We start from the raw sequence: 20,254 nt of genomic DNA, 5'->3' as shown, positions 1-20,254 counted from the left end.
GTCAAAACCGCGCAAACAGGCCGGACACATGACTGCTTCTGACAAATGCACAAATCTGATCAAAAATGTCTTGCTATGCAGGAGCCATCCACACAGGTCATTCGCCGCGAGGCCTGGTTGCCGCCGTTTCCTGGCACAAAGCAATACGAACGAGATCGTGACGAAGCAGAGCGCCGAGAGGAATAGGCGAACCTACCCTTTCCGGCACCGCAGCCTCAGCGAAACACCTTAAAGGCAAGGGACAGATGGCGTATTTCGGCTAACGCTTTGTGCGCGCAACGTCTCGGGGCAGGAGCGCCGCAAAAGCAAAAACCGCCCACCCGGAGGGCGGACGGTCCAAGCCGTCACATCTGGGATTTTGTGGTCGGGGCGGAGAGATTCGAACTCACGACCCCCTGTTCCCAAAACAGGTGCGCTACCAGGCTGCGCTACGCCCCGAACTGAGGGGGTGTCTAAAGGCGATTCCCGGGATTGAAAAGCCCTAACTCACCGCCCCGGAATTTATCCGTCGCAGGGCCAGGCCGCCGTGTCCCGGTCAAAGCTCGGGTGGCGCATCTGCCAGCCTTCGCTGATGCCGATCTTGCGGGCAAGACCAGCGTTGATTTCAAGAACCGCAAGAATGCCGCTCCCGCCCATGATCGGGGTTTCATCATGCGGCTTTGCATTGCTATGCACTTTCTTCACCGTGCCGGTTTTGTCCAGAAAGATCATGTCGAGCGGGATCAGCGTGTTTTTCATCCAGAACCCGACCTGCTGCGGGTTCGGATAGACAAACAACATACCCGCACTTTTCGACAGCGTTTCGCGGTTCATCAGTCCCTGCGCGCGCTCGGCCTTGTCATCGGCGACCTCGACGCGGAAGCGCGCCATGCCGGCATCGCTGCGGAAAATGACCGCGTCTTCACGACACTCTTCTGCAGAGGCCATCGCCCCCGAAAAGGCCAAAACACACGCCGCTAAGACTCCGATGCCTTTATTGCCATTTCCCATCCGCACACCTCAGTTGCCATTCGCCCCCTTTTACCCTCAATCACGCGGATCGCCAATGCCTCACCGGGCTGCAAATCGGCTAAACCCGAGCGATGGAGCACTTCTATGTGAACAAACACATCCTCATCGCGCCCAAAGGTGTTGGCAAAGCCAAATCCCTTGCCCTTGTCGAACCATTTGACGCGCGCCGGCTCTAGCGGTGCGGCGCGGATGACTTCCGGATCAATGTCGTCAAGATCGGCAAGAGTCCCCATCTCGGACGCATCTGGCGGCTCGATTGAATGGACCGTGACCGCCTGGCGGCCACGCTCTGTGCTTTGCACGTCAAGTTCAACGCTGGCGCGATCGGCCACCGAGCTTTGGCCAAAGTTCCTTAGAACATTGGCATGTAACAAAATATCGGGGCCACCCTCATCAGAAACCACAAACCCAAACCCTTTTACCGGGTCAAACCACTTAACACGCCCTCTTACTCTGCAAATATCTTCATTTTCTGTGGTCACTTTGTCCTACCTAACAGTCTTCATCCCCAAGACTGCATTAACACTTGCGTTATAACAGCCCCCTCATGCAAGCCTAAAATAATCTTACTTTTCAGCGTATTGCATTTCACGTGACGTGTAATTTACGGATTTAATCGCCGAATTTTCCAGGTTCCCCCGGGGGTTTCGGTGCGCCAAACAAAGCGATCATGAAGACGAAACGCCCCATCCGCCCAGAATTCAATCTCAACCGGCGCGATTCTGAAACCTCCCCAAAAGGGTGGGCGTGGTGGGTTCGGGCCCTTTTGGGCGGTGATTTTGGCAACCTTGGCCATCAGGGTTGCACGCGAATCCAGCGGCTTCGACTGATCCGACGCCCAGGCCCCGAGGCGACTCTTGAGGGATCGCGATGCGTAATAGGCGTCGGCCTTGTCGCCCTCTTCGCGCTCCACCGGCCCGCGAATGCGAATCTGGCGGCGCAGCGATTTCCAGTGCAGCACCATCGCAGCCTGGCCGTTCTCGGCCAGTTCCCTGCCCTTGGCGCTTGTGTAGTTGGTGTAAAAGATAAACCCATCCTCGGCGATTTCCTTGAGCAGGACCATGCGCACGTTCGGCAGACCGCTTGCGTCGACCGTCGCCAGGGCAACGGCATTGGGATCATTCAGTTCAGAGGATTCGGCCTCAGCCAGCCAGGTCCGGGCGATCTCGAAGGGGTTGTCGCCTGCGAAAATTCCGTCTCGTTGCATGGTGTTCATCTTCTCTATCCATAGAATACATTCGGCGTCGGCCCGCCGCATCGTGCTGAAAATACCCATAGTTGCGGGTCTCTGCCCAAGTGGGGGGTCGCAGCCCTTGATGCAATCCCGCCTATCGCCTAAAGGACAGATAACGCAGAATTGGGCCGGGGGCTGGGAATGTCAAATAATCTGATGGCGGGGAAACGCGGGCTTATCATGGGTCTTGCCAATGACAAGTCGATTGCCTGGGGCATCGCCAAGGCCTGTGCCGACGCGGGCGCTGAACTTGCCTTTTCATATCAAGGGGATGCGCTCAAGAAGCGGGTTGCCCCGCTGGCGGCGCAACTTGGCTCGGATGTTGTCCTGCCCTGTGACGTAAGCGACATGGCATCGGTCGACGCGCTGTTTTCCGAGTTGGAACAACACTGGGGCACGCTTGATTTTGTGGTGCATGCCATCGGGTTTTCCGACAAGAACGAATTGCGCGGGCGCTATGTCGACACCAGCCGCGACAATTTCATGATGACGATGGATATTTCCGTCTATTCCTTTACTGCCGTGATGCAGCGCGCCGAAAAGATGATGAACGCCGGCGGCAGCGCCCTGACGCTGACCTATTATGGCGCCGAGCAGGTGATGCCGCATTACAACGTCATGGGCGTGGCCAAGGCCGCGCTTGAGGCCAGCGTGAAATACCTGGCCGAGGATCTTGGCAAGGACGGCATCCGCGTCAACGCCATCAGCGCAGGCCCGATCAAGACACTGGCCGCCAGCGGCATCGGCGATTTCCGCTATATCCTGAAATGGAACGAGCTCAATTCACCGCTGCGCCGCAACGTGACGATTGACGATGTGGGCCGTTCGGCGCTCTATCTTCTGTCGGATCTCGGCAGCGGTGTGACCGGCGAGAACCTGCATGTGGATGCGGGTTATCATATCGTAGGCATGAAGGCGGTCGACGCGCCCGATATCGACGCGACCTGATCTAAGCGGGGCCTCGCGATGTCCTATCTCGACCTTCTGGCCTTCAACGCGGTTCTGCTGGCCGCCCTGCTCAGCCCCGGCCCGGCCCTTTTGTTTGCCCTGCGCACCGCGCTTGCGGATGGGCGCGCCTCGGGGATTGCGGCGGGTCTGGGGCTTGGGGCGATCGCGGCGGGCTGGACGCTGGCGGCGCTCTTGGGGCTTGAGGGGCTGTTCGCGGTCTTTCCCTGGGCTTACGGCCTGCTCAAGATCGGTGGCGCGCTTTATCTGATCTATATTGCCTATGGCACATGGCGTGACGCGAAAGCCCCGCTTGATGCGGCGGCGCGCCCGCGTGGGCGCGCGCTTTTCGACGGCGCGCTGATCAACCTTGGCAACCCCAAGTCGGTTTTATTCGCCGCCTCGGTGCTGGTCGTGATCTTCCCCAAGGGGTTGAGCGCCACTGACATCGCCTTGATCGTTGCCAACCACGCTTTGGTCGAGTGGCTGTTTTACGGCCTGTTCGCGACCCTGCTAAGCGGACAAGCGGCGCGCCGGGCTTACGTAGGGGCAAAGCCCGGCCTTGACCGGGCCGCGGCGCTTGTGATGGGCGCCCTGGGATTGAAACTTTTACTGGACAGGTGACTGAGATGAGCGATTGGCTTCCGCACGAAAAAGGCTTTCACGTCAGCTGGGATCAGCTTCACCGCGATGCGCGCGCTTTGGCGTGGCGCTTGCAGAACGACGCCCCCGAGGGCGGCTGGCGGGCGGTTGTGGCGATCACCCGTGGCGGCATGGCCCCGGCGATGATCGTGGCGCGCGAGCTTGATATTCGCATTGTCGATACGATCAGCGTCAAATCCTATGACCACCAGACCCAAAGCGAACCGCGCGTGATCAAGTCACCGGACATGGAGATCGTCGGCGATGGGTCCGGTGTGCTGGTCATTGACGATCTGGTCGATACCGGACGCACCCTTGAAGTGGTGCGCGCACAAATGCCAAAGGCGCATGTGGCCACCGTCTATGCCAAGCCGATGGGCCGCGCACAGGTTCAGACCTTTGTCACCGAAGTCAGCCAGGACACCTGGATTTTCTTTCCCTGGGATATGGCTTTGCAGTATGTTGAGCCTTACCGTGGCAAGTAACCGTGCGGCTCTTCGCGCCCTTGCGTGCCCGCACCGCGAGGCGGGCTGAGAGGCCCGACGAGCCCCCGTTTCCAGGAGAGACCCGATGCCCCTGCCCCGTACTGCCCGCACCTTCAGCCCGCCCGTCATGGAGGCGCGCCGCTGGCTTGACGGGGTCACCTTCCCGCCAGATCGCCCGCTGATCAACGTCAGCCAGGCCGCCCCGGTCGAGGCCCCGCCAGAGGCCCTGCGCCGGGTGGTGGCAGAGGCCGCGCTCGATCGCCCCGAGGCGCACCTTTATGGCCCCGTTCTCGGCCTGCCCGAGTTGCGCGAAGAGGTCGCGACGCAGTGGAGCGCCGCTTATGGCAGCACGCTTGCCGCCGAGAATGTCGCCATCACCTCGGGCTGCAATCAGGCGTTTTGCGCGGCGATCACAACGCTTTGCGCCGAGGGTGACGAGGTGATCGTGCCGACGCCCTGGTATTTCAATCACAAGATGTGGCTCGATATGGCCGGTGTGCGCTCGGTCGCGCTGCCCGCCGGGGCGGAATTGCTGCCTGACCCGGATCAGGCCGCCCGCCTGATCACGCCGCGCACCCGCGCAATTGTTCTGGTGACGCCCAACAACCCCGGCGGGGTCGAGTATCCCGCAGACCTTGTGCGCGCCTTCTTCAATCTGGCGCGCTCCTGTGGCATCGCGTTGATCGTGGACGAAACCTATCGCGACTTTGATGCGCGCCCCGGCGCGCCGCATGACCTGTTTCACGATCCCGACTGGCATGACACGCTTATTCAGCTTTATTCCTTTTCCAAGGCATACCGCCTCACCGGGCACCGGGTTGGCGCCATGGTGGCCAGCCCCGCGCGCCTTGCCGAGGCGGAGAAATTTCTTGATACCGTCACCATCTGCCCCAATCAGCTTGGCCAGGTCGCAGCCCTTTGGGGCATGCAGAACCTTGGCCAATGGCTTGCGGGCGAGCGCGCCGAGATATTGGACCGCCGTGCCGCGATCCACGACAACATGCCGAAGCTGCTGGCGCAGGGGTGGCGGCTTTTGGGCTGTGGCGCCTATTTCGCCTATGCGGCGCATCCTTTTGAGGAAACCTCGGCTCAGCTTGCGCCGAAACTTGTCCGCGAGGCGGGGGTTCTGCTCTTGCCCGGCACGATGTTTCAGCCCGAAGATCACCTGTCGGGGCAACGCGAGATGCGCGTCGCCTTTGCCAATCTCGACCGCGCCGGGATCACCGCGCTGTTTGAGCGACTTGCGGCGCTGCGCTGGCCTCTTGCCCCGGCGACGGGCAACGCGTAGACAGTCGCGCAAGCGCGGTTTCAGACAAGACGTACAGGGGGTCAAATGGCGGGCAGCGGCATCACGAAAACACTGGTCTGGATTCTGATGGGCCTTTTGGTCATCGGTCTTGGCGGCTTTGGCGCAACCAACCTTTCGGGCAATGTGCGCAGCATCGGCGCAGTGGGCGAGACCGATATCGACGTCACCACCTATGCCCGCGCCCTGCAAAACGAAATTCGTGCGCTTGAGGCCGAACGTGGCGAGCCCATTAGCTTTGCCCGCGCTCAGGCGCTTGGGGTGGATCAGGCGGTTCTGTCACGGCTGGTCTCGGCGGCGGCACTGGAAAATGAGACCGACCGGGTTGGCATTTCCATCGGCGATGTGAACCTGCGCAACCAGATCATCGAAATCCCCGCTTTTCAGGGTATCGACGGCTCGTTTGACCGCGAGGCCTATGCCTTTGCGCTGCAGCAGGCCGGCATGAACGAGGGCCGCTTTGAAAGCAATATCCGCTCTGAAACCGCGCGCACCCTGCTCCAGGCGGCGGTGGTGTCGGGCGTTCAGGTGCCGACCTCCTATATGGATGCGATGCTGACCTATTTGTCAGAGCGTCGCAGCATTGCCTTTGCAACGCTTGACCGCAACGATCTGGCGACCGGCCTTCCGGTGCCCTCTGAACAGGATCTCAAGACCTATCATCAGGGCCACCTGCCCGATTTCACCACGCCGGAAACCAAGAAGATCACCTATGCCTGGATGACCCCGACCATGATCCTCGACACCGTCGAGGTGGATGAGGTGGCGCTGCGCGAGGCCTACGCCGACCGCGAGGCCGAGTTCAACCAGCCAGAGCGTCGCCTGGTCGAGCGTCTGGTTTTCCCGCATGCCGAGGCCGCGCAAACCGCGATGGCGCGGCTTGATCAGGGTATCCTGTTTGAAATGCTGGTGTCCGAACGCGGGCTAGACCTGGCGGATGTCGATATGGGTGATGTCTCGGCGGCCGATCTTGGCCCCGCCGCCGATGTTGTCTTTGGCGCCGATGTCGGCACCGTGGTTGGCCCGGCGGAAACCGATCTTGGCCCGGCGATTTTCCGGGTGAATGCGGTGCTTGCCGCCGAAACTACCAGCTTTGAAGAGGCTATGCCCGAGTTGCGCGCAGCGCTTGCCGGCGACCGCGCGCGCCGGGTGATTGATGCGCAGATCGACACGGTTGATGACCTCCTGGCCGGTGGGGCCACCCTTGAGGAAATCGCCAATGAGACCGATCTTGTGCTTGGCCAGATCGACTGGCATCCCGGAATAAGCGACGAGATCGCCGCCTATGGCGCGTTTCGCACTGCTGCCGCCGAGGTGACCGAAGCGGATTACCCTGCCGTTGCCAAGCTTGAGGATGACGGCATTTTCGCACTCCGCCTCGATGGCATCGACGAGCCGCGCATTCAGCCGCTGGAAGACGTACGCGACGCCGTGGTGCAAGGCTGGCGGGCGCAGGCCACGATCAAAGCACTGCGCGCGGAAATCGAGGGCCAGGTGACCGAATTGCAGGCCGGGAAATCCTTTGACGATCTCGGGCTTGCGGCGACGGTGGTCCGTGATCTGACCCGCCGCAGCTATCAGGCCGACGCCCCTGCAGAGTTTATCGAAACCGTGTTCGGCATGGAAAAAGGCGAGGTTCGCGTGATCGAAGGCAACGGGCGTCTGTTCGTTCTCAAGCTCGACAACGTCCTGCCGCCCGCCGAAGAGGATGAAGACCTTCGGCGTCTGCGCGATGCCCTGCGTGATCAGGTCGCCGCCGACCTCAGTCAGGATCTGTTTCAGGTGCTGGCTGACGACATCCGCACCCGCGCCGGGGTGACCCTTGATCAGGCCGCCATGAACGCCGTGCATTCCAATTTCAACTAAGGATTGCCTGCCTTGGATCTGACCCCTTCGTTCACAGAATTTGCCCGCGCCTACGAGGCCGGCGAAAATCAGGTCGTGCATGCCCGCCTTGCGGCCGATCTCGACACGCCGGTGTCGCTGATGCTCAAGCTGACGGGTGCCGCGCGCGATGCCTTCATGCTTGAATCGGTGACGGGTGGCGAGGTGCGCGGGCGCTATTCGATTATCGGGATGAAGCCCGATCTGATCTGGCAATGTCACGGCACCGGCAGCCGGATCAACCGTCAGGCGCGCTTTGATACCGATAGCTTTGAGGATCAGGCGGGTGATCCGCTCGACAATCTGCGCGCGCTGATCGCCGAGAGCCAGATTGATCTGCCTGACGACCTTCCGGCCTCAAGTGCCGGGCTGTTTGGCTATCTTGGCTATGACATGATCCGTCTGGTCGAACACCTGCCGGATGTGAACCCCGATCCGCTTGGCCTTCCCGATGCGGTGATGCTGCGTCCCTCGGTCGTGGCCGTGCTTGATGGTGTCAAGGGCGAGGTCACGGTCGTCGCCCCCGCATGGGTCAGTTCCGGGCAATCGGCCAAGGCCGCCTATGCGCAGGCCGCCGAACGGGTGATGGACGCGATGCGCGATCTTGACCGCGCCCTGCCTCAGGCCAGCCGCACCCTTGGCGAGGCCAATGAAGACGCCGCCCCGGTGTCGAACTTCACCCGTGAGGGTTACAAAGCCGCCGTCGAAAAGGCCAAGGATTACATCCGCGCCGGTGATATCTTTCAGGTCGTGCCAAGCCAACGCTGGACCCAGGATTTCCGCCAGCCGCCGTTTTCGCTCTATCGCAGTTTGCGCCGCACAAACCCCTCGCCCTTCATGTTCTATTTCAATTTCGGCGGCTTTCAGGTGGTCGGTGCCAGCCCCGAAATCCTTGTGCGGGTGTTTGGCAACGAGGTCACCGTGCGCCCGATTGCGGGCACCCGTCCGCGCGGCGCCACCCCGGCCGAGGATCGCGCGCTAGAGGCCGATCTTCTGGCCGACAAGAAAGAGCTGGCCGAGCATCTCATGCTGCTTGATCTGGGCCGCAACGACGCGGGCCGCGTCAGCAAGATCGGCACCGTACGCCCGACCGAGCAGTTCATCATCGAGCGCTACAGCCACGTGATGCATATCGTCTCGAACGTGGTGGGCGAGCTGGCAGAAGATCAGGATGCGCTTTCGGCGCTTCTGGCCGGTCTGCCTGCGGGCACGGTCTCGGGCGCGCCCAAGGTCCGCGCCATGCAGATCATCGACGAGCTTGAGCCGGAAAAGCGCGGCGTCTATGGCGGCGGTGTCGGCTACTTCAGTTCGGGCGGCGACATGGATGTCTGTATCGCGCTGCGCACTGCCGTGGTGAAAGATGAAAAGCTTTATATTCAGGCCGGTGGCGGTGTCGTTTACGATAGCGACCCCGAGGCGGAATATATGGAAACTGTCCATAAATCCAATGCCATACGGCGCGCGGCGGCGGATGCGGCGCGTTTTCTGGGCGATGGCAATACCTAAGGCCGTTGACAAAGATCAAGGCACAGAGTGCTTGACAGGCGTAGGTCTGACCCATCACATTCACCTACATGAATGTAATCGGAGAGGACTTTGACATGCTTCCTATCACCCGACTTTCACGCTTTGCCGCCCCCGCGTTCGTTGCCCTGACGCTGGCGCTTGGCCCGCAGATCAGCGCCGCCGAAACCGCGCTTGACCTTCAGGCCCCTGTTGTTGCGGCCGACCTGAGCAAAAGCAAACAAACCACCCCCGGCCTCTATATCACCGCCGCCGATGCGGGGCGCGTGCTGGCCGATCACCCCAACATGGCGCTGATTGACGTGCGCACCCCGTCCGAGACCATGCTGATAGGCTATCCGATGCAGGCGGCGGCCAATATCCCGTCCAAATTCGTCGACCCCGCTTTGGGGTTTGACGCGCAAAAGGGCGTCTACAAGATGATCGACAACCCCGATTTCGTGGCCGAGGTGCAAGCATGGCTTGCCAGCGATGCCGCACAGGGAATCGACACAATTCTGGTCATGTGCCGCTCTGGCTCGCGCAGCGCGGCAGCCATCGAAAAGCTGGTCAAGGCGGGACTCGATGTGACGCTTTACAACGTCGTCGATGGTTTCGAGGGCGACAAGAACGATGCGGGCGTGCGCGCGGTCAATGGCTGGCGCAATGCGGGCCTGCCCTGGACATACAAGGTACGCGCGGGGCTGTGGCCCGGTCACAAGTAACCAAGGCTTGCAGGCCCGCGCGCGCTCAGGCATCACGGGCGTATGGCCCGGCTGATCCTGTTCAACAAACCCTTCGGCGTGCTGTCGCAGTTTACCGACCGCAGCACCGCTGGTAGCGCGCGCGCGACCCTTTCGGATTTCATTGACGTGCCCAAGGTCTATCCCGCCGGTCGGCTGGATCGTGACAGTGAGGGCCTGCTCTTGCTGACCGACGATGGCGCACTTCAAGCGCGCATCACAAACCCCCGTTTTAAAATGGAAAAAACCTATCTGGTTCAGGTCGAAGGCCTGCCCGATGAAGCGGCGCTTGCCGCGCTGCGCAGCGGTGTCACCCTCAAGGACGGCCCGACCCGACCCGCCAGGGTGGCGCGCATCGAGGCGCCGGATATCTGGGCGCGCACCCCGCCGGTGCGCTATCGCAAATCGGTGCCCGATTGCTGGCTGTCGATCACCATTTCCGAGGGGCGCAATCGCCAAGTGCGCCGGATGACCGCCTATATCGGCCACCCCACCCTGCGGCTTGTGCGGTGGCGCATCGGCGAGTGGTCGCTTGACGGCATCGCGCCCGGCACGTGGCGCGATGCCTGAGCGGGCTCAGTATTTGCCGATATCGAAATTGGTGATTTCGTCCAGCACCTTGCCCGTCTTTTCGATCGCCTTGAGATCAACGGCATAGCCACTGCCGCGCCCGTCCGAACAGGGCGGCAGATAGCCGGGGCTTACATACTCACCGCTGGAACGCGCCGCCTTGATCACCCGCGCATCGTTGGAACGGCGCGCCTTTTCGGGATCGATCAGACAGGCAGCATGCCCCAGCCCTGCCAATGTCTCAGAAGGCAGACTCAAGCAGCGTTGACACAGCGTTGTGGCGCGGGGCCATGGCCGAGCGAGCGACGCTGTTCAGCGGGGTGGTGCTTGGGCGGTTGCCAAGCGGTACGGTCAGGCTCAGGCGGAGGGTGTCCACATCTGCGTCGGCGCCCGGTGCGCTAATATCCGTACGCGACAATTCAAGCGAGACCGAGGCCGGCAGTCGGCTGATCTGTCCGAGGTCATAGCCGACGCCAACACCAAATGTCGTGGCGTCGACAGCTGCCGCACCGAGGTCAACATAGCTTAGCCCGCCAAAGCCAGACCAGCCGTTGCCAAAGGCGTAATCGCCGCCAATTCCATAAGAATCAATCTCGACATCCGTGCCTCCGGGAACGGAGATATCGCTGCGCATGATGTGACCGCCAAGGCGGGCCTGCGGCGAGACCACGTAGCGAAGGTTAAGGCCGTAATCGACCCAATCCACGCCCGCCGCCAGATCCGGCGACGTTTCGGTGCCGCCAAGAAAGGCCTCCGCTCCGAAGGTATTGGTCACGTAGCCCACCGTACCGCCATAAGACGTGGTATCGAAATCCGTCGCGAATGACCCAAAATCAAGCTTTGCGTAATCAAGATAACCGCCAAGCACCACGCCGTTGAGAAACTGATAATTCAGCGTAAAACCAAAGTCAGAGGCCGCGAGATCATCACTTGTGTTGTTTTCGTCGACACTGCGGAAAGAGCCGTAAAGCCCGATATTGAAACTGTTGTTCAGCGCGATATTGCCAACGCCGTCCAGCGACAGGGTCGAGAGGTCGCCAGCCGGGCCAGAGACCGACGAGGCACCATAGCCAAGGGTAAAGGCGCCGCCCGCGTCCTGCGCGCAAAGCGCAAGGGGCATGGATGCAAAAAGTGCACCCATAAAAATGTTTGTTTTCAAAGACATATACCGCTCCTCACGTGTTTTGTTATTGTGACCCGCTTGTCACCAATTTGGGAGAAATCCGCAAGCATCGTTGCCACAAAAAAGAGCAATCGTTGCGCGATTAACACGTATTAACGGCTTGTGAATCAGGCCGGGATTTGCGTCACGTCATGGCCGTAGAGCCAGTCAAACTGGCGCATCATGCGGGTCGGCGCCAGGGCCCCTCCGGCGCGCAGGGCGGTATGGGCGGCCCAGCGAAGCGGCGGGAACGACAGGTGATATTTCCAGGCGTTGCGATTGGCGGCCTCGACCACGCGGCGCACGCGGGCCTCGCGGCGGGTCTGATAACGGGCGAGCGCCTCTGACATATCCGCGCGCCCCGCCAGGGCATCGGCCAGAACCCAGCCATCCTCAAGCGCCATTGACGCGCCCTGCGCCATGAACGGCAAGGTCGGATGCGCGGCGTCGCCCAAAAGCGCGACATTCCCGGCCTGCCAGACCGGCGCGACCGGGTGGCGGAACAACCCCCAGAGATGCACCTCTTGCACCGCAGCGAGCATGGCGCGCACCTCGGGGCAAAAATCGCCGAAGGCCGCGCGCAGGGCATTGGGGTCGTCTTTCTGGCTCCAGCTTTCGGCGGCCCAGGCGGCCTTTTCCTGAACCGCGACGATGTTCAAAAGCGTGCTGTCGCGCAACGGATAGCTGACCACATGGCGCATCGGCCCCATGTGAACGCGCGCCTCTGGCCCGCGCCCGCCTGTATTGGGAATCGTCGCGCGCCAGGCCACCTGGCGGGTGAAAAACGGCGCCGTTGTGCCATTGAGCGCGGCGCGGGCATGCGAATGCAACCCATCGGCCCCGATCACCAGATCCGAACAAAGCGTCGCGCCATTGGCCAGCTCGACCTTGGGGCGCGCGCCGGGGATGACGCCAAAGACCTTTTGCAACAGGCGGATTTTCACACCCGCCGCCCGCGCGCCAGCCGCCATAATGTCGATCAGATCGGCACGGTGGATGAAATAGTAATCATCATTGTCGAGCGACCCGAGATCAAGGCGCAGCACCTCTTCGCGGCGATAATCGCGCAGGCTGACGGCCTTGGCCTGAACCGCGACGCGGCGCAGGGCATCGCCAAGTCCAAGCGCGCGCAGCACCGCAAAGCCATTCGGGCTTATCTGAAGACCGGCGCCGACCTCGGAAATCTCGGCGGCCTGTTCAAGCACGGTCACATTGGCCCCGCGCAGGGCAAGTGCGCGCGCCACGGCAAGACCACCGATACCGGCCCCGATGACCGTTATGTTGAGCTTGTCCAACTCCATAAGGCCCCTTTGAACCGAAACGCGCCGGGGATAAAGCCCCGACGCGTCATTTCGTGAAAATCCTCTGTGCGCCGTGGCGCAGACGACCTTAGTCGTCGCGGTGAACTTTTTCGCGGCGCTCGTGGCGTTCTTGCGCCTCAAGGCTCATGGTGGCGATCGGGCGCGCATCCAGCCGCTTGAGGCTGATCGGCTCGCCGGTCACTTCGCAATAACCATATTCGCCCTGATCAATCCGGCGCAGGGCCGAGTCGATCTTGGCGACAAGCTTGCGCTGACGATCCCGCGTGCGCAGTTCAAGCGCGCGGTCGGTTTCTTCGCTGGCGCGGTCGGCGACATCGGGAATGGCCCGAGTGCCATCCTGAAGACCTTCGATGGTCTCGCGGCTGCCCTCCAGAAGATCCTCACGCCAGGCCAGAAGCTTGCGACGGAAATACTCCGTCTGGCGCTCATTCATGAACGGCTCGTCTTCAGCCGGCTGATAATCTTCGGGCAAAAAAACTTCTGCTTTCATGTCGATCCCCTCACCAAGGCCAGTGTCAGGCATGATATTCTCCTTGGGCCGGTGGTGCCCTGCGCGGTGATCTACACCTGCGTTATCAGATTGTCACTAGGCAATCACACGCCATTGATGTGAATTGTCGGACAATCTAGGGTGGCCCGAATGACTGGCCCCAAACGCCGCAAAAAGGGACGAAAACGAGATGAAATTTGAAGGCACCGACGCCTATGTCGCCACCGATGACCTGACGGTCGCGGTCAATGCCGCCGTGACGCTTGAGCGCCCGCTTCTGGTCAAGGGCGAGCCGGGCACCGGCAAGACCGAACTGGCCCGACAGGTGGCACAGTCGCTTGGGATGCGCCTTATCGAATGGAACATCAAATCGACCACCAAGGCGCAGCAGGGTCTTTACGAATACGACGCCGTCAGCCGGTTGCGCGACAGCCAGCTTGGCGACGCGCGCGTGCATGACGTGAAAAACTATATCAAGCGCGGCAAGCTCTGGGAGGCGTTTGCCTCTGACGAAAAGGTCGTGCTGTTGATCGACGAGATTGACAAGGCCGATATCGAGTTCCCCAACGACCTGTTGCAGGAACTCGACCAGATGGAGTTTCACGTCTACGAGACCGGCGAAACCGTCAAGGCGCGCAATCGCCCGGTGATCATCATCACCTCGAACAACGAAAAAGAGCTGCCGGATGCGTTTTTGCGGCGCTGCTTTTTCCATTATATCCGCTTTCCCGATGCCGACACGTTACGCAAGATCGTCGAAGTGCACCACCCCGGCATCAAGGATGCGCTGCTCACCACTGCCCTGACCCAGTTCTTCGAGCTGCGCGAACAGCCCGGTCTCAAGAAAAAGCCCTCGACCTCCGAGGTTCTGGACTGGCTCAAGCTGATTTTGGCCGAAGACCTGAGCGTTGAGGACCTGCGCCGTGACGGGGCCGACGCCCTGCCCAAGCTGCACGGTGCGCTTTTGAAGAACGAACAGGACGTGCATTTGTTTGAACGGCTGGCCTTCATGGCCCGGCGTCAGCGCTGATTTATCGGGTCGGGATCGGGTGATTTGGGGCAAGAAACAGGGCCTCGAAACACCCGCCCTGCACGCGTGAATTGCGTTTGCCACATTTTTGCCTTAAATGCTCCTTACCCAGAGCAGGATGAACATCAATCCTGCCCCTGACCCGGCTATGGATTGGCCGGGATGAGGTGCGGGCTGATCTTCAAGCGACCGCGCCTTTTCTTGACCGCCTGTGTCGGTGTACGGCCCCTCGTGTCTTGGATGGAGGGGCTTTTGATGCTGAAAACAATTTCGGGGGCCCGATGCGTCGCGTAATTTTACCAATTTGTCTGTTACTGGGCGCCTGTGTGCCGGGACACTACAATGAAATGCCGACCCGCGCAGCAATGCAGCAGGAAAGCACCATGCCGCCGATGAAATCGTTCTCGGCGCCGCGCCCCTTGCCACCGCAACGCTCGAACCGCGACATTCAGCGCGATTTTCTCGACCTGAGCTTTCAGCTTGAATCCGGGCGGATGCTGCAACATCTGTCGCGTTTTGAAGGGCCGATCACCGTGCAGGTCACCGGCCGCCCGCCGCTTACCCTGATCCCCGATCTCAACCGCCTTTTGCACCGCTTGCGCACCGAGGCCGGGATCGACATCAGCCGCGTCAGCGACAGCGGCGCCAATATCACGATCGAGGCGGTAAGCCGGGATGACATCCGCCGCAGCCTGCCCAAAGCGGCCTGTTTCGTAGTGCCGAACATCTCTCGCCTGTCGCAATACCGGGCCGCGCGCAACACGCGGCTCACCGATTGGAGCCAGCTTAAAGAGCGCAAGAAGATCGCCATCTTCGTGCCAAGCGATTCAAGCCCGCAAGAAGTGCGCGATTGCCTGCATGAAGAGCTGGCGCAGGCGCTTGGGCCGCTCAACGATCTTTACCGGCTGTCCGACAGCGTGTTCAACGATGACAATGTACATGCGGTTCTGACCGGCTTTGATATGCTGGTTCTGCGCACCTATTATGCCCCCGAATTGCGCAGCGGCATGTCGCGCCGCGAGGTCGAGGCCCGCCTGCCCGGCATCCTGTCGCGGCTGCACCCGGCCGGTGATCACGTCGCGCCCCGCTTTGCCGGATCGACACCGCGGGCCTGGATCGAAGCGATCCAGACCGCCCTTGGGCCCGGAAGCCTCCCAAATCAGCGCCGTCTTGCCGCCCAGGATGCGCTGCGCATTGCCAAGGCCGTCGGCTGGACCGATCACCGCCGCGCCTTCAGCCATTTCGCGCTTGGCCGCATCACCCAGGCAAGCGATCCCGATTACGCACAGGATCAGTTTGTCGCCGCCGAGCAATTTTACAAACGCACCCCCGGCACCGATCTGCACCGCGCCTACAGCGCCGCGCAACTTGCCGCCTATGCCGTCAGTCAGGGCCGCGGCGAAGATGCGCTCATGCTGCTCGGGGCCCACCTTGGCACTGCGGAACGCTATGAAAATGCGGCCCTTTTGGCGACGCTCATGATGCTGCGCGCCGAGGCGCTTGATCTGAGCGGGCGCGTCTCTGAGGCGCAGAGCATTCGACTGGACAGTCTGGGCTGGGCACGATACGGCTATGGCGCAGATTGGGCGGTGCGCGCAAAGCTAAGAGAAGTGACCGCGCTCAGCCCGTTAAAAGGACCGAACGGGTAAAAAATGATCGTTATTTTCGGGGTACTTCTTGGCGCAGTGACCGGCGCGCTCTTGGCGCGACGTCGCAAGGGCAAGTTGGCCGATATCCTGCAATATGCCTTTGTCTATGCGCTCATGTTTGCGCTTGTGGGCCTGTTCGTGACCTTGATCATTCACCGCAACGCCCTGTAAAGCGCGATGTTTCTGCCGTTTTTCGAAAACCTCAGAAAAGCCGGCCTGCCGGTCTCGTTGCGCGAATACCTGACCTTTCTTGAGGCCATGCTTGCCGGGCTTGTGACCTATGACGTCGAGGGGTTCTATTACCTTGCCCGCAGCGCGATGGTCAAAGACGAACGCCTGATCGACCGCTTTGACCGCGCCTTCGCCGCAAGCTTTGACGGGCTCGAGGCGATCAGCGCCGATGATGTTCTGAACGCTGTTGATCTGCCCAAGGAATGGCTTGAAAAGCTGGCCGAAAAGCACCTGAGCGCCGAAGAACGCGCCGAGATCGAGGCGCTTGGCGGCTTCGACAAGCTGATGGAAACGCTCAAGGAGCGCCTCAAGGAACAACAGGGCCGCCACCAGGGCGGCAGCAAATGGATCGGCACCGCCGGCACAAGCCCGTTCGGCGCCCATGGTTACAACCCCGAAGGCGTGCGCATCGGTCAGGACAAGTCGCGCCATCAGCGCGCGGTCAAGGTCTGGGACAAGCGCGAGTTTCGCAATCTCGACGACAGTGTCGAGCTAGGCACGCGCAACATCAAGGTCGCCCTCAAGCGCCTGCGCCGATGGGCGCGCGACGGGGCGGCCGACGAGCTTGACATGGATGGCACGATCCGCGCCACCGCCGAACATGGCTATCTTGACGTCAAAACCCGCCCCGAGCGGCGCAATGCGATCAAGGTGCTGCTGTTTCTCGACGTGGGCGGCTCGATGGACCCGCACATCAAGGTGGTGGAAGAGCTGTTCAGCGCCGCGCGCGCCGAATTCAAGCATCTGGAATATTACTATTTCCACAACTGCCTTTATGAAGGCGTTTGGCGCGACAACGCGCGGCGCTGGAACGCCCAAACCCCAACGCAAGAGGTGCTGCGCACCTACGGCCCTGATTACAAATGCATCTTTGTAGGCGATGCCAGCATGTCCCCTTACGAGATCGCCTATCCGGGCGGCGCGAACGAGCATTGGAATGCCGAATCAGGGCAGGTCTGGCTAGAGCGCGCGCGCGCGCAATGGGCGGGCAATCTCTGGATCAACCCGGTGCCGCGCAACCAATGGGATTACACCCATTCGATCGCCATGATCCGCGATATCTTTGAAGATCGCATGATCCCGATGACGCTTGAAGGGCTGGATCACGGCATGCGCGACCTGGTCCGCTAGAACCACGCCAATAGGCTTCTTCTTAGCAAAAATACTCAAAAGCGCGACGACGCCACCAAGCCCGGCGATCAGACGGTCGAGAGCGCCTTGGCCAGACGCGGCAGGCGCGCCTTTTTCAACAAGGGGCGCATCTCCCATGTGGCACTGGACAGGCGGATCGCCTCGGCCAGAACGCGGTCGGCCACCTCGGACACAAGACCCGGCTGTGCCTTCCAGATGCCATGCAGAAACCCATCGGGATCGGCGCGCCACAGGCCCTCTTCCGCCAGAATATTGCGCGGAAAGTCGCGCGCGTTGAGGGTGACGATCCCATCGGCAGAGCCCGCAATCGCCGCCGCCAGAACGTGGGTATCGGCAGGATCGGGCAGCCAGAGCCGCGCCTCAAGCGAGGGCGAATAGCTGACTTGCGCCGTCGGCCATCTGGCGGCCATCACCACCGCCTCGGAGCCCGCCTGCGCAAGGCCATCCGCGCCAAGCTTGGCCGCCGCATGTTGCCATTCCGCGATGATGCGCGCCGACCAGAGCGGGGTAAAGGCCCCGGCCTCGGCCACGCCCAACAGCATTTGCCGCATGACCGTCGGATAGATCACACAGGTATCCAGCAGCAGCTTCATAGGCGATAGAACAGCGCCTTCAGATATCCGCTTTCGGCAAGTTGCGGGTGCAGCGGATGATCCGGCCCGGCATAGCCGGTGTGGATCAGCGGCCCGGCACGCCCTGCCCGGCCAATCCCGCGACTTGATGCAGCGCGGAACTTCGAAAGATCCGCCGCATGCGAGCACGAACACACACCCAGAAAGCCATCCGGCGCCACAAGCTCGGCGGCCAGTTTGGCCACCCGCTCATAGGCGCGCAGCCCGGCCTCTAGCGACTTCTTGTTGGGGGCAAAGGCGGGCGGATCACAGATCACCACGTCAAACCGCGCCCCCTCTTCGCCAAGGGCCGTGAGCACGTCAAAGGCATCGCCCTTGCGGGTTTCAAACCGGTCCTGCATGCCCATCTGCGCCGCACCCTGCGCCGCGAGCGTCAACGCGGGTTCAGAGCCGTCGACCGCAAGCGCATGCTCGGCCCCTGCCGCAAGGGTCGCAAGGGCAAAGCCGCCGACATGCGAGAACACGTCGAGCACCCGCACGCCCTTGGCAAGCCGGGCGGCAAAGGCGTGATTGGGGCGCTGATCAAAAAACAGGCCGGTTTTCTGTCCGCCGGTCAGATCGGCCATGTAGATCGCACCATTCATCGGCACCGCAACCGGGGCCTCGGGCGCCTGCCCGACCAGAACGGCATGCTCTTCATCAAGACCTTCAAGAACGCGCGCGCGCCCCGAGGCGTTTTTCAGAACGGTGGTGACACCGGTTACCTCGACAAGCGCCGCCACCAGATCCGACAGCACAACTTCGGCCCAGGCGGCATTGGGTTGGATGACCGCGATATCGCCGAACCGGTCGATCACGATCCCCGGAAGGCCATCGGCCTCGGCATGGATCAGCCGGTAATGCGGCGTGTCGTAAATCCGCTCGCGCATCGCATGGGCGCGCGCAAGTCGCACGCGCAGCCATTCCCGATCGACCCGCGCGGTGGCGTCACGATCCAGCATGCGGGCCATGATCTTGGAGGCCGGACTAAAGGCGACAAGGCCAAGCGGCTCTCGATCGCTATCCTCAAGCACGGCGATGGTGCCTGGGGCCAGGGCGCGCGTGCGCCGGTCGGTCACAAGCTCGTTGTCAAAAACCCAAGGGGCGCCGTGGCGGATTGCGCGGGCGTGGACTTTGGGAAGGAGGCGGATAACGGGATAAGGGGACAGTGTCATACTGTCCCCTTACGCGGTTTCTTGTCGGTTGGAAAAGGGAAAAGATCAGAGTTGGTTCAAAGCACCGATCAGACCGTTCGCCTCGGCATGGTAGCCACCGGTACCCTGAAGCTCCTGGCGGATCACCTCAGAGATCTTATGCGTGATCCGCGCTTTTTGGGTTAGGCCCTTGCTCTCGGCATTGATCGCCATTTGACCACCGTAGGCCTTGAAATCGGCCTTGACGAACTTCGGCTCACCGTAGGCTTCGCCGGTTTCCGGGTTACGCAGGACGAACTTGAACTGCACCGCATGTACGCCACCAATGGTATAGCGCGCCTTTTCGCTCAGGGCGTGAAAGCGGGTGACGATGACATCAAGGATCACCGGAACGGTGCCGTGATCCATCTCGGCGATGCCCTGGTTCAGGCCTGCTTCAAAGATCGCCCTGACCTGTGCGTGGCGATCGCCGCGCGGATCTTCGCGCCAAACAATGTCGCCACCGGGATAATAGCGGTTGCGCTCGGAAACCTTGAGGGACTTGGGCACCGACACGCGGACGCCCTGCACATCAAGCGAGAGCGGAGCGGCTTGCAGCGCCGGGCTTTCAAGTGGCGCGTTACGGGTGGCTGTATCACCTGCTGCGCAGGCCGACAGGCCAAAACCAAGCATCAGTGCGCCAATCAGACGAAAATATTTCATGTCTTCCTCCACGGGCTGTTACCCTTTGATCCCCCGGAAGATGCATGTGAATTGAGGCGCATTTTAGACAAAGTCAGTGCAATAGCGTGATGCTTCTGCGGCTGTCACAGGCAAGTTTGCGCTAAGTAGTCTGGTCTGTAAGGTCGGCAAGGATCAGCTTTCGCGCGGGCGTGAACGCCAACCGCCGCGGCGGTGCGGTACCGTGGCGACGGCGGTGGCCTCTCGGAGCACCTCGGTCATCGGATGATCCGGGTGCTCGGACGCATAGCGCGCGATCATGGTGGCAATTGCGGCCTGGGTGTCCTGCCCGTCGGGCAAGGACAGCGCCCAGTCCAGAAAGATCGAGCGGCATTCGGCACTCACGATGCCTTCGATGCGATAGGCCTCGCGGATAAGGCCTTTTGGGTCAAGCGGGTCGCGTTGCATCT

23 protein-coding genes and 1 tRNA gene are annotated in these 20,254 nt (G+C 61.4%); 12 read left to right on the top strand and 12 right to left on the bottom strand.

Annotated elements, in window-relative coordinates; genetic code table 11:
* Positions 1–361 precede the first annotated feature (361 nt).
* The 4 genes from BUB78_RS12630 to pdxH form a co-directional block, all read right to left on the bottom strand.
* Positions 362–438, bottom strand: a tRNA-Pro gene (locus BUB78_RS12630).
* 63 nt (positions 439–501) lie between these two features.
* Positions 502–927, bottom strand: a complete 426-nt coding sequence (locus BUB78_RS12625; RefSeq protein ID WP_245813471.1) for a DUF192 domain-containing protein — start codon at positions 925–927, stop codon at positions 502–504.
* 29 nt (positions 928–956) lie between these two features.
* A complete protein-coding gene (locus BUB78_RS12620) occupies positions 957–1,493 on the bottom strand; it encodes a cold-shock protein (RefSeq protein WP_084732860.1) in 537 nt (178 codons plus the stop codon).
* A 122-nt stretch (positions 1,494–1,615) separates the two neighbouring features.
* A complete protein-coding gene (gene pdxH, locus BUB78_RS12615) occupies positions 1,616–2,218 on the bottom strand; it encodes a pyridoxamine 5'-phosphate oxidase (protein WP_073198456.1) in 603 nt (200 codons plus the stop codon).
* Between the two features lie 168 nt (positions 2,219–2,386).
* On the opposite strand from pdxH, the gene fabI reads away from it, so the two are divergent.
* The 8 genes from fabI to BUB78_RS12575 all read left to right on the top strand — a co-directional run bounded on the left by fabI (position 2,387) and on the right by BUB78_RS12575 (position 10,323).
* Positions 2,387–3,193, top strand: coding sequence for an enoyl-ACP reductase FabI (gene fabI, locus BUB78_RS12610; RefSeq protein ID WP_073198447.1), 807 nt, complete (start codon positions 2,387–2,389; stop codon positions 3,191–3,193).
* Positions 3,194–3,211: 18 nt separating this feature from the next.
* Positions 3,212–3,814, top strand: a complete 603-nt coding sequence (locus BUB78_RS12605) for a LysE family translocator (protein WP_073198446.1) — start codon at positions 3,212–3,214, stop codon at positions 3,812–3,814.
* Between the two features lie 5 nt (positions 3,815–3,819).
* A complete protein-coding gene (gpt, locus tag BUB78_RS12600; protein WP_073198445.1) occupies positions 3,820–4,317 on the top strand; it encodes a xanthine phosphoribosyltransferase in 498 nt (165 codons plus the stop codon).
* 85 nt (positions 4,318–4,402) lie between these two features.
* The gene (locus BUB78_RS12595) at positions 4,403–5,605 is read left to right on the top strand and encodes an aminotransferase (protein ID WP_073198444.1); all 1,203 of its coding nucleotides are present in this window, start codon (positions 4,403–4,405) and stop codon (positions 5,603–5,605) included.
* A 45-nt stretch (positions 5,606–5,650) separates the two neighbouring features.
* Complete coding sequence (locus BUB78_RS12590; RefSeq protein WP_073198443.1) at positions 5,651–7,489, top strand: peptidyl-prolyl cis-trans isomerase; 1,839 nt, start codon at positions 5,651–5,653, stop codon at positions 7,487–7,489.
* A 12-nt stretch (positions 7,490–7,501) separates the two neighbouring features.
* Entirely contained in the window at positions 7,502–9,013 is a 1,512-nt protein-coding gene (gene trpE / locus BUB78_RS12585) for an anthranilate synthase component I (protein ID WP_073198442.1), read from the top strand.
* Between the two features lie 95 nt (positions 9,014–9,108).
* Positions 9,109–9,735 carry a rhodanese-like domain-containing protein gene (locus BUB78_RS12580; protein WP_245813469.1) on the top strand — a complete coding sequence of 209 codons (627 nt, stop codon included), beginning with the start codon at positions 9,109–9,111 and terminating at the stop codon, positions 9,733–9,735.
* A 42-nt stretch (positions 9,736–9,777) separates the two neighbouring features.
* Positions 9,778–10,323 carry a pseudouridine synthase gene (locus BUB78_RS12575; protein WP_073198441.1) on the top strand — a complete coding sequence of 182 codons (546 nt, stop codon included), beginning with the start codon at positions 9,778–9,780 and terminating at the stop codon, positions 10,321–10,323.
* 6 nt (positions 10,324–10,329) lie between these two features.
* Here the strand turns inward: BUB78_RS12575 and BUB78_RS12570 are convergent, their stop codons facing one another.
* From BUB78_RS12570 to dksA, 4 genes are all read right to left on the bottom strand, one after another.
* The gene (locus tag BUB78_RS12570; RefSeq protein ID WP_073198440.1) at positions 10,330–10,560 is read right to left on the bottom strand and encodes a hypothetical protein; all 231 of its coding nucleotides are present in this window, start codon (positions 10,558–10,560) and stop codon (positions 10,330–10,332) included.
* Positions 10,561–10,564: 4 nt separating this feature from the next.
* Positions 10,565–11,443, bottom strand: coding sequence for a hypothetical protein (locus tag BUB78_RS12565; protein ID WP_220084008.1), 879 nt, complete (start codon positions 11,441–11,443; stop codon positions 10,565–10,567).
* Positions 11,444–11,613: 170 nt separating this feature from the next.
* Positions 11,614–12,786: an FAD-dependent monooxygenase gene (locus BUB78_RS12560; RefSeq protein ID WP_073198438.1), complete on the bottom strand. Its 1,173-nt coding sequence runs from the start codon at positions 12,784–12,786 to the stop codon at positions 11,614–11,616.
* An 88-nt stretch (positions 12,787–12,874) separates the two neighbouring features.
* Complete coding sequence (gene dksA, locus BUB78_RS12555) at positions 12,875–13,330, bottom strand: RNA polymerase-binding protein DksA (protein WP_073198437.1); 456 nt, start codon at positions 13,328–13,330, stop codon at positions 12,875–12,877.
* Between the two features lie 157 nt (positions 13,331–13,487).
* Between dksA and BUB78_RS12550 the strand changes: the two genes are divergently transcribed.
* The 4 genes from BUB78_RS12550 (at position 13,488) to BUB78_RS12540 (ending at position 17,338) form a co-directional block, all read left to right on the top strand.
* Positions 13,488–14,327, top strand: a complete 840-nt coding sequence (locus BUB78_RS12550) for an AAA family ATPase (protein WP_073198436.1) — start codon at positions 13,488–13,490, stop codon at positions 14,325–14,327.
* Positions 14,328–14,608: 281 nt separating this feature from the next.
* Positions 14,609–15,976, top strand: a complete 1,368-nt coding sequence (locus BUB78_RS12545) for a DUF2927 domain-containing protein (RefSeq protein ID WP_073198435.1) — start codon at positions 14,609–14,611, stop codon at positions 15,974–15,976.
* 3 nt (positions 15,977–15,979) lie between these two features.
* Positions 15,980–16,147, top strand: a complete 168-nt coding sequence (locus tag BUB78_RS20725) for a hypothetical protein (protein ID WP_170865072.1) — start codon at positions 15,980–15,982, stop codon at positions 16,145–16,147.
* Between the two features lie 6 nt (positions 16,148–16,153).
* A complete protein-coding gene (locus tag BUB78_RS12540; protein ID WP_073198434.1) occupies positions 16,154–17,338 on the top strand; it encodes a vWA domain-containing protein in 1,185 nt (394 codons plus the stop codon).
* Positions 17,339–17,406: 68 nt separating this feature from the next.
* Here BUB78_RS12540 and BUB78_RS12535 read toward each other — a convergent pair whose 3' ends face one another.
* From BUB78_RS12535 to BUB78_RS12520, 4 genes are all read right to left on the bottom strand, one after another.
* On the bottom strand, positions 17,407–17,952 hold the full coding sequence (locus tag BUB78_RS12535) for an RSP_2648 family PIN domain-containing protein (protein ID WP_073198433.1): 546 nt from the start codon (positions 17,950–17,952) through the stop codon (positions 17,407–17,409).
* The gene (locus BUB78_RS12530; protein ID WP_073198432.1) at positions 17,949–19,145 is read right to left on the bottom strand and encodes an RSP_2647 family RNA methyltransferase; all 1,197 of its coding nucleotides are present in this window, start codon (positions 19,143–19,145) and stop codon (positions 17,949–17,951) included. Before BUB78_RS12530 ends, BUB78_RS12535 begins: the two co-directional genes overlap by 4 nt.
* A gap of 45 nt (positions 19,146–19,190) precedes the next feature.
* A complete protein-coding gene (locus BUB78_RS12525) occupies positions 19,191–19,826 on the bottom strand; it encodes a DUF6778 family protein (protein WP_073198454.1) in 636 nt (211 codons plus the stop codon).
* Between the two features lie 153 nt (positions 19,827–19,979).
* Entirely contained in the window at positions 19,980–20,252 is a 273-nt protein-coding gene (locus BUB78_RS12520; RefSeq protein WP_073198431.1) for a hypothetical protein, read from the bottom strand.
* Positions 20,253–20,254: the final 2 nt, after the last annotated feature.

The organism is Roseovarius marisflavi (genome assembly GCF_900142625.1).
GTDB lineage: Bacteria > Pseudomonadota > Alphaproteobacteria > Rhodobacterales > Rhodobacteraceae > Roseovarius > Roseovarius marisflavi.
The sequence above is the reverse complement of the archived record's forward strand: the minus strand, read 5'-3'. Positions and strand labels throughout refer to the sequence as shown.

Bases quoted from the DNA above. Each gene is read 5' to 3' on its own strand.
- gpt (WP_073198445.1), top strand. From the start codon at position 3,820: ATGAGCGATTGGCTTCCGCACGAAAAAGGCTTTCACGTCAGCTGGGAT.
- BUB78_RS12545 (WP_073198435.1), top strand. From the start codon at position 14,609: ATGCGTCGCGTAATTTTACCAATTTGTCTGTTACTGGGCGCCTGTGTG.
- BUB78_RS12525 (WP_073198454.1), bottom strand. From the start codon at position 19,826: ATGAAATATTTTCGTCTGATTGGCGCACTGATGCTTGGTTTTGGCCTG.
- BUB78_RS12530 (WP_073198432.1), bottom strand. From the start codon at position 19,145: ATGACACTGTCCCCTTATCCCGTTATCCGCCTCCTTCCCAAAGTCCAC.
- BUB78_RS12550 (WP_073198436.1), top strand. From the start codon at position 13,488: ATGAAATTTGAAGGCACCGACGCCTATGTCGCCACCGATGACCTGACG.
- BUB78_RS12520 (WP_073198431.1), bottom strand. From the start codon at position 20,252: ATGCAACGCGACCCGCTTGACCCAAAAGGCCTTATCCGCGAGGCCTAT.
- BUB78_RS12605 (WP_073198446.1), top strand. From the start codon at position 3,212: ATGTCCTATCTCGACCTTCTGGCCTTCAACGCGGTTCTGCTGGCCGCC.
- BUB78_RS12595 (WP_073198444.1), top strand. From the start codon at position 4,403: ATGCCCCTGCCCCGTACTGCCCGCACCTTCAGCCCGCCCGTCATGGAG.
- BUB78_RS12540 (WP_073198434.1), top strand. From the start codon at position 16,154: ATGTTTCTGCCGTTTTTCGAAAACCTCAGAAAAGCCGGCCTGCCGGTC.
- BUB78_RS12625 (WP_245813471.1), bottom strand. From the start codon at position 927: ATGGCCTCTGCAGAAGAGTGTCGTGAAGACGCGGTCATTTTCCGCAGC.
- BUB78_RS12590 (WP_073198443.1), top strand. From the start codon at position 5,651: ATGGCGGGCAGCGGCATCACGAAAACACTGGTCTGGATTCTGATGGGC.
- dksA (WP_073198437.1), bottom strand. From the start codon at position 13,330: ATGCCTGACACTGGCCTTGGTGAGGGGATCGACATGAAAGCAGAAGTT.
- BUB78_RS12575 (WP_073198441.1), top strand. From the start codon at position 9,778: ATGGCCCGGCTGATCCTGTTCAACAAACCCTTCGGCGTGCTGTCGCAG.
- BUB78_RS20725 (WP_170865072.1), top strand. From the start codon at position 15,980: ATGATCGTTATTTTCGGGGTACTTCTTGGCGCAGTGACCGGCGCGCTC.
- BUB78_RS12565 (WP_220084008.1), bottom strand. From the start codon at position 11,443: ATGCCCCTTGCGCTTTGCGCGCAGGACGCGGGCGGCGCCTTTACCCTT.
- BUB78_RS12580 (WP_245813469.1), top strand. From the start codon at position 9,109: ATGCTTCCTATCACCCGACTTTCACGCTTTGCCGCCCCCGCGTTCGTT.
- BUB78_RS12560 (WP_073198438.1), bottom strand. From the start codon at position 12,786: ATGGAGTTGGACAAGCTCAACATAACGGTCATCGGGGCCGGTATCGGT.
- fabI (WP_073198447.1), top strand. From the start codon at position 2,387: ATGTCAAATAATCTGATGGCGGGGAAACGCGGGCTTATCATGGGTCTT.
- BUB78_RS12535 (WP_073198433.1), bottom strand. From the start codon at position 17,952: ATGAAGCTGCTGCTGGATACCTGTGTGATCTATCCGACGGTCATGCGG.
- pdxH (WP_073198456.1), bottom strand. From the start codon at position 2,218: ATGCAACGAGACGGAATTTTCGCAGGCGACAACCCCTTCGAGATCGCC.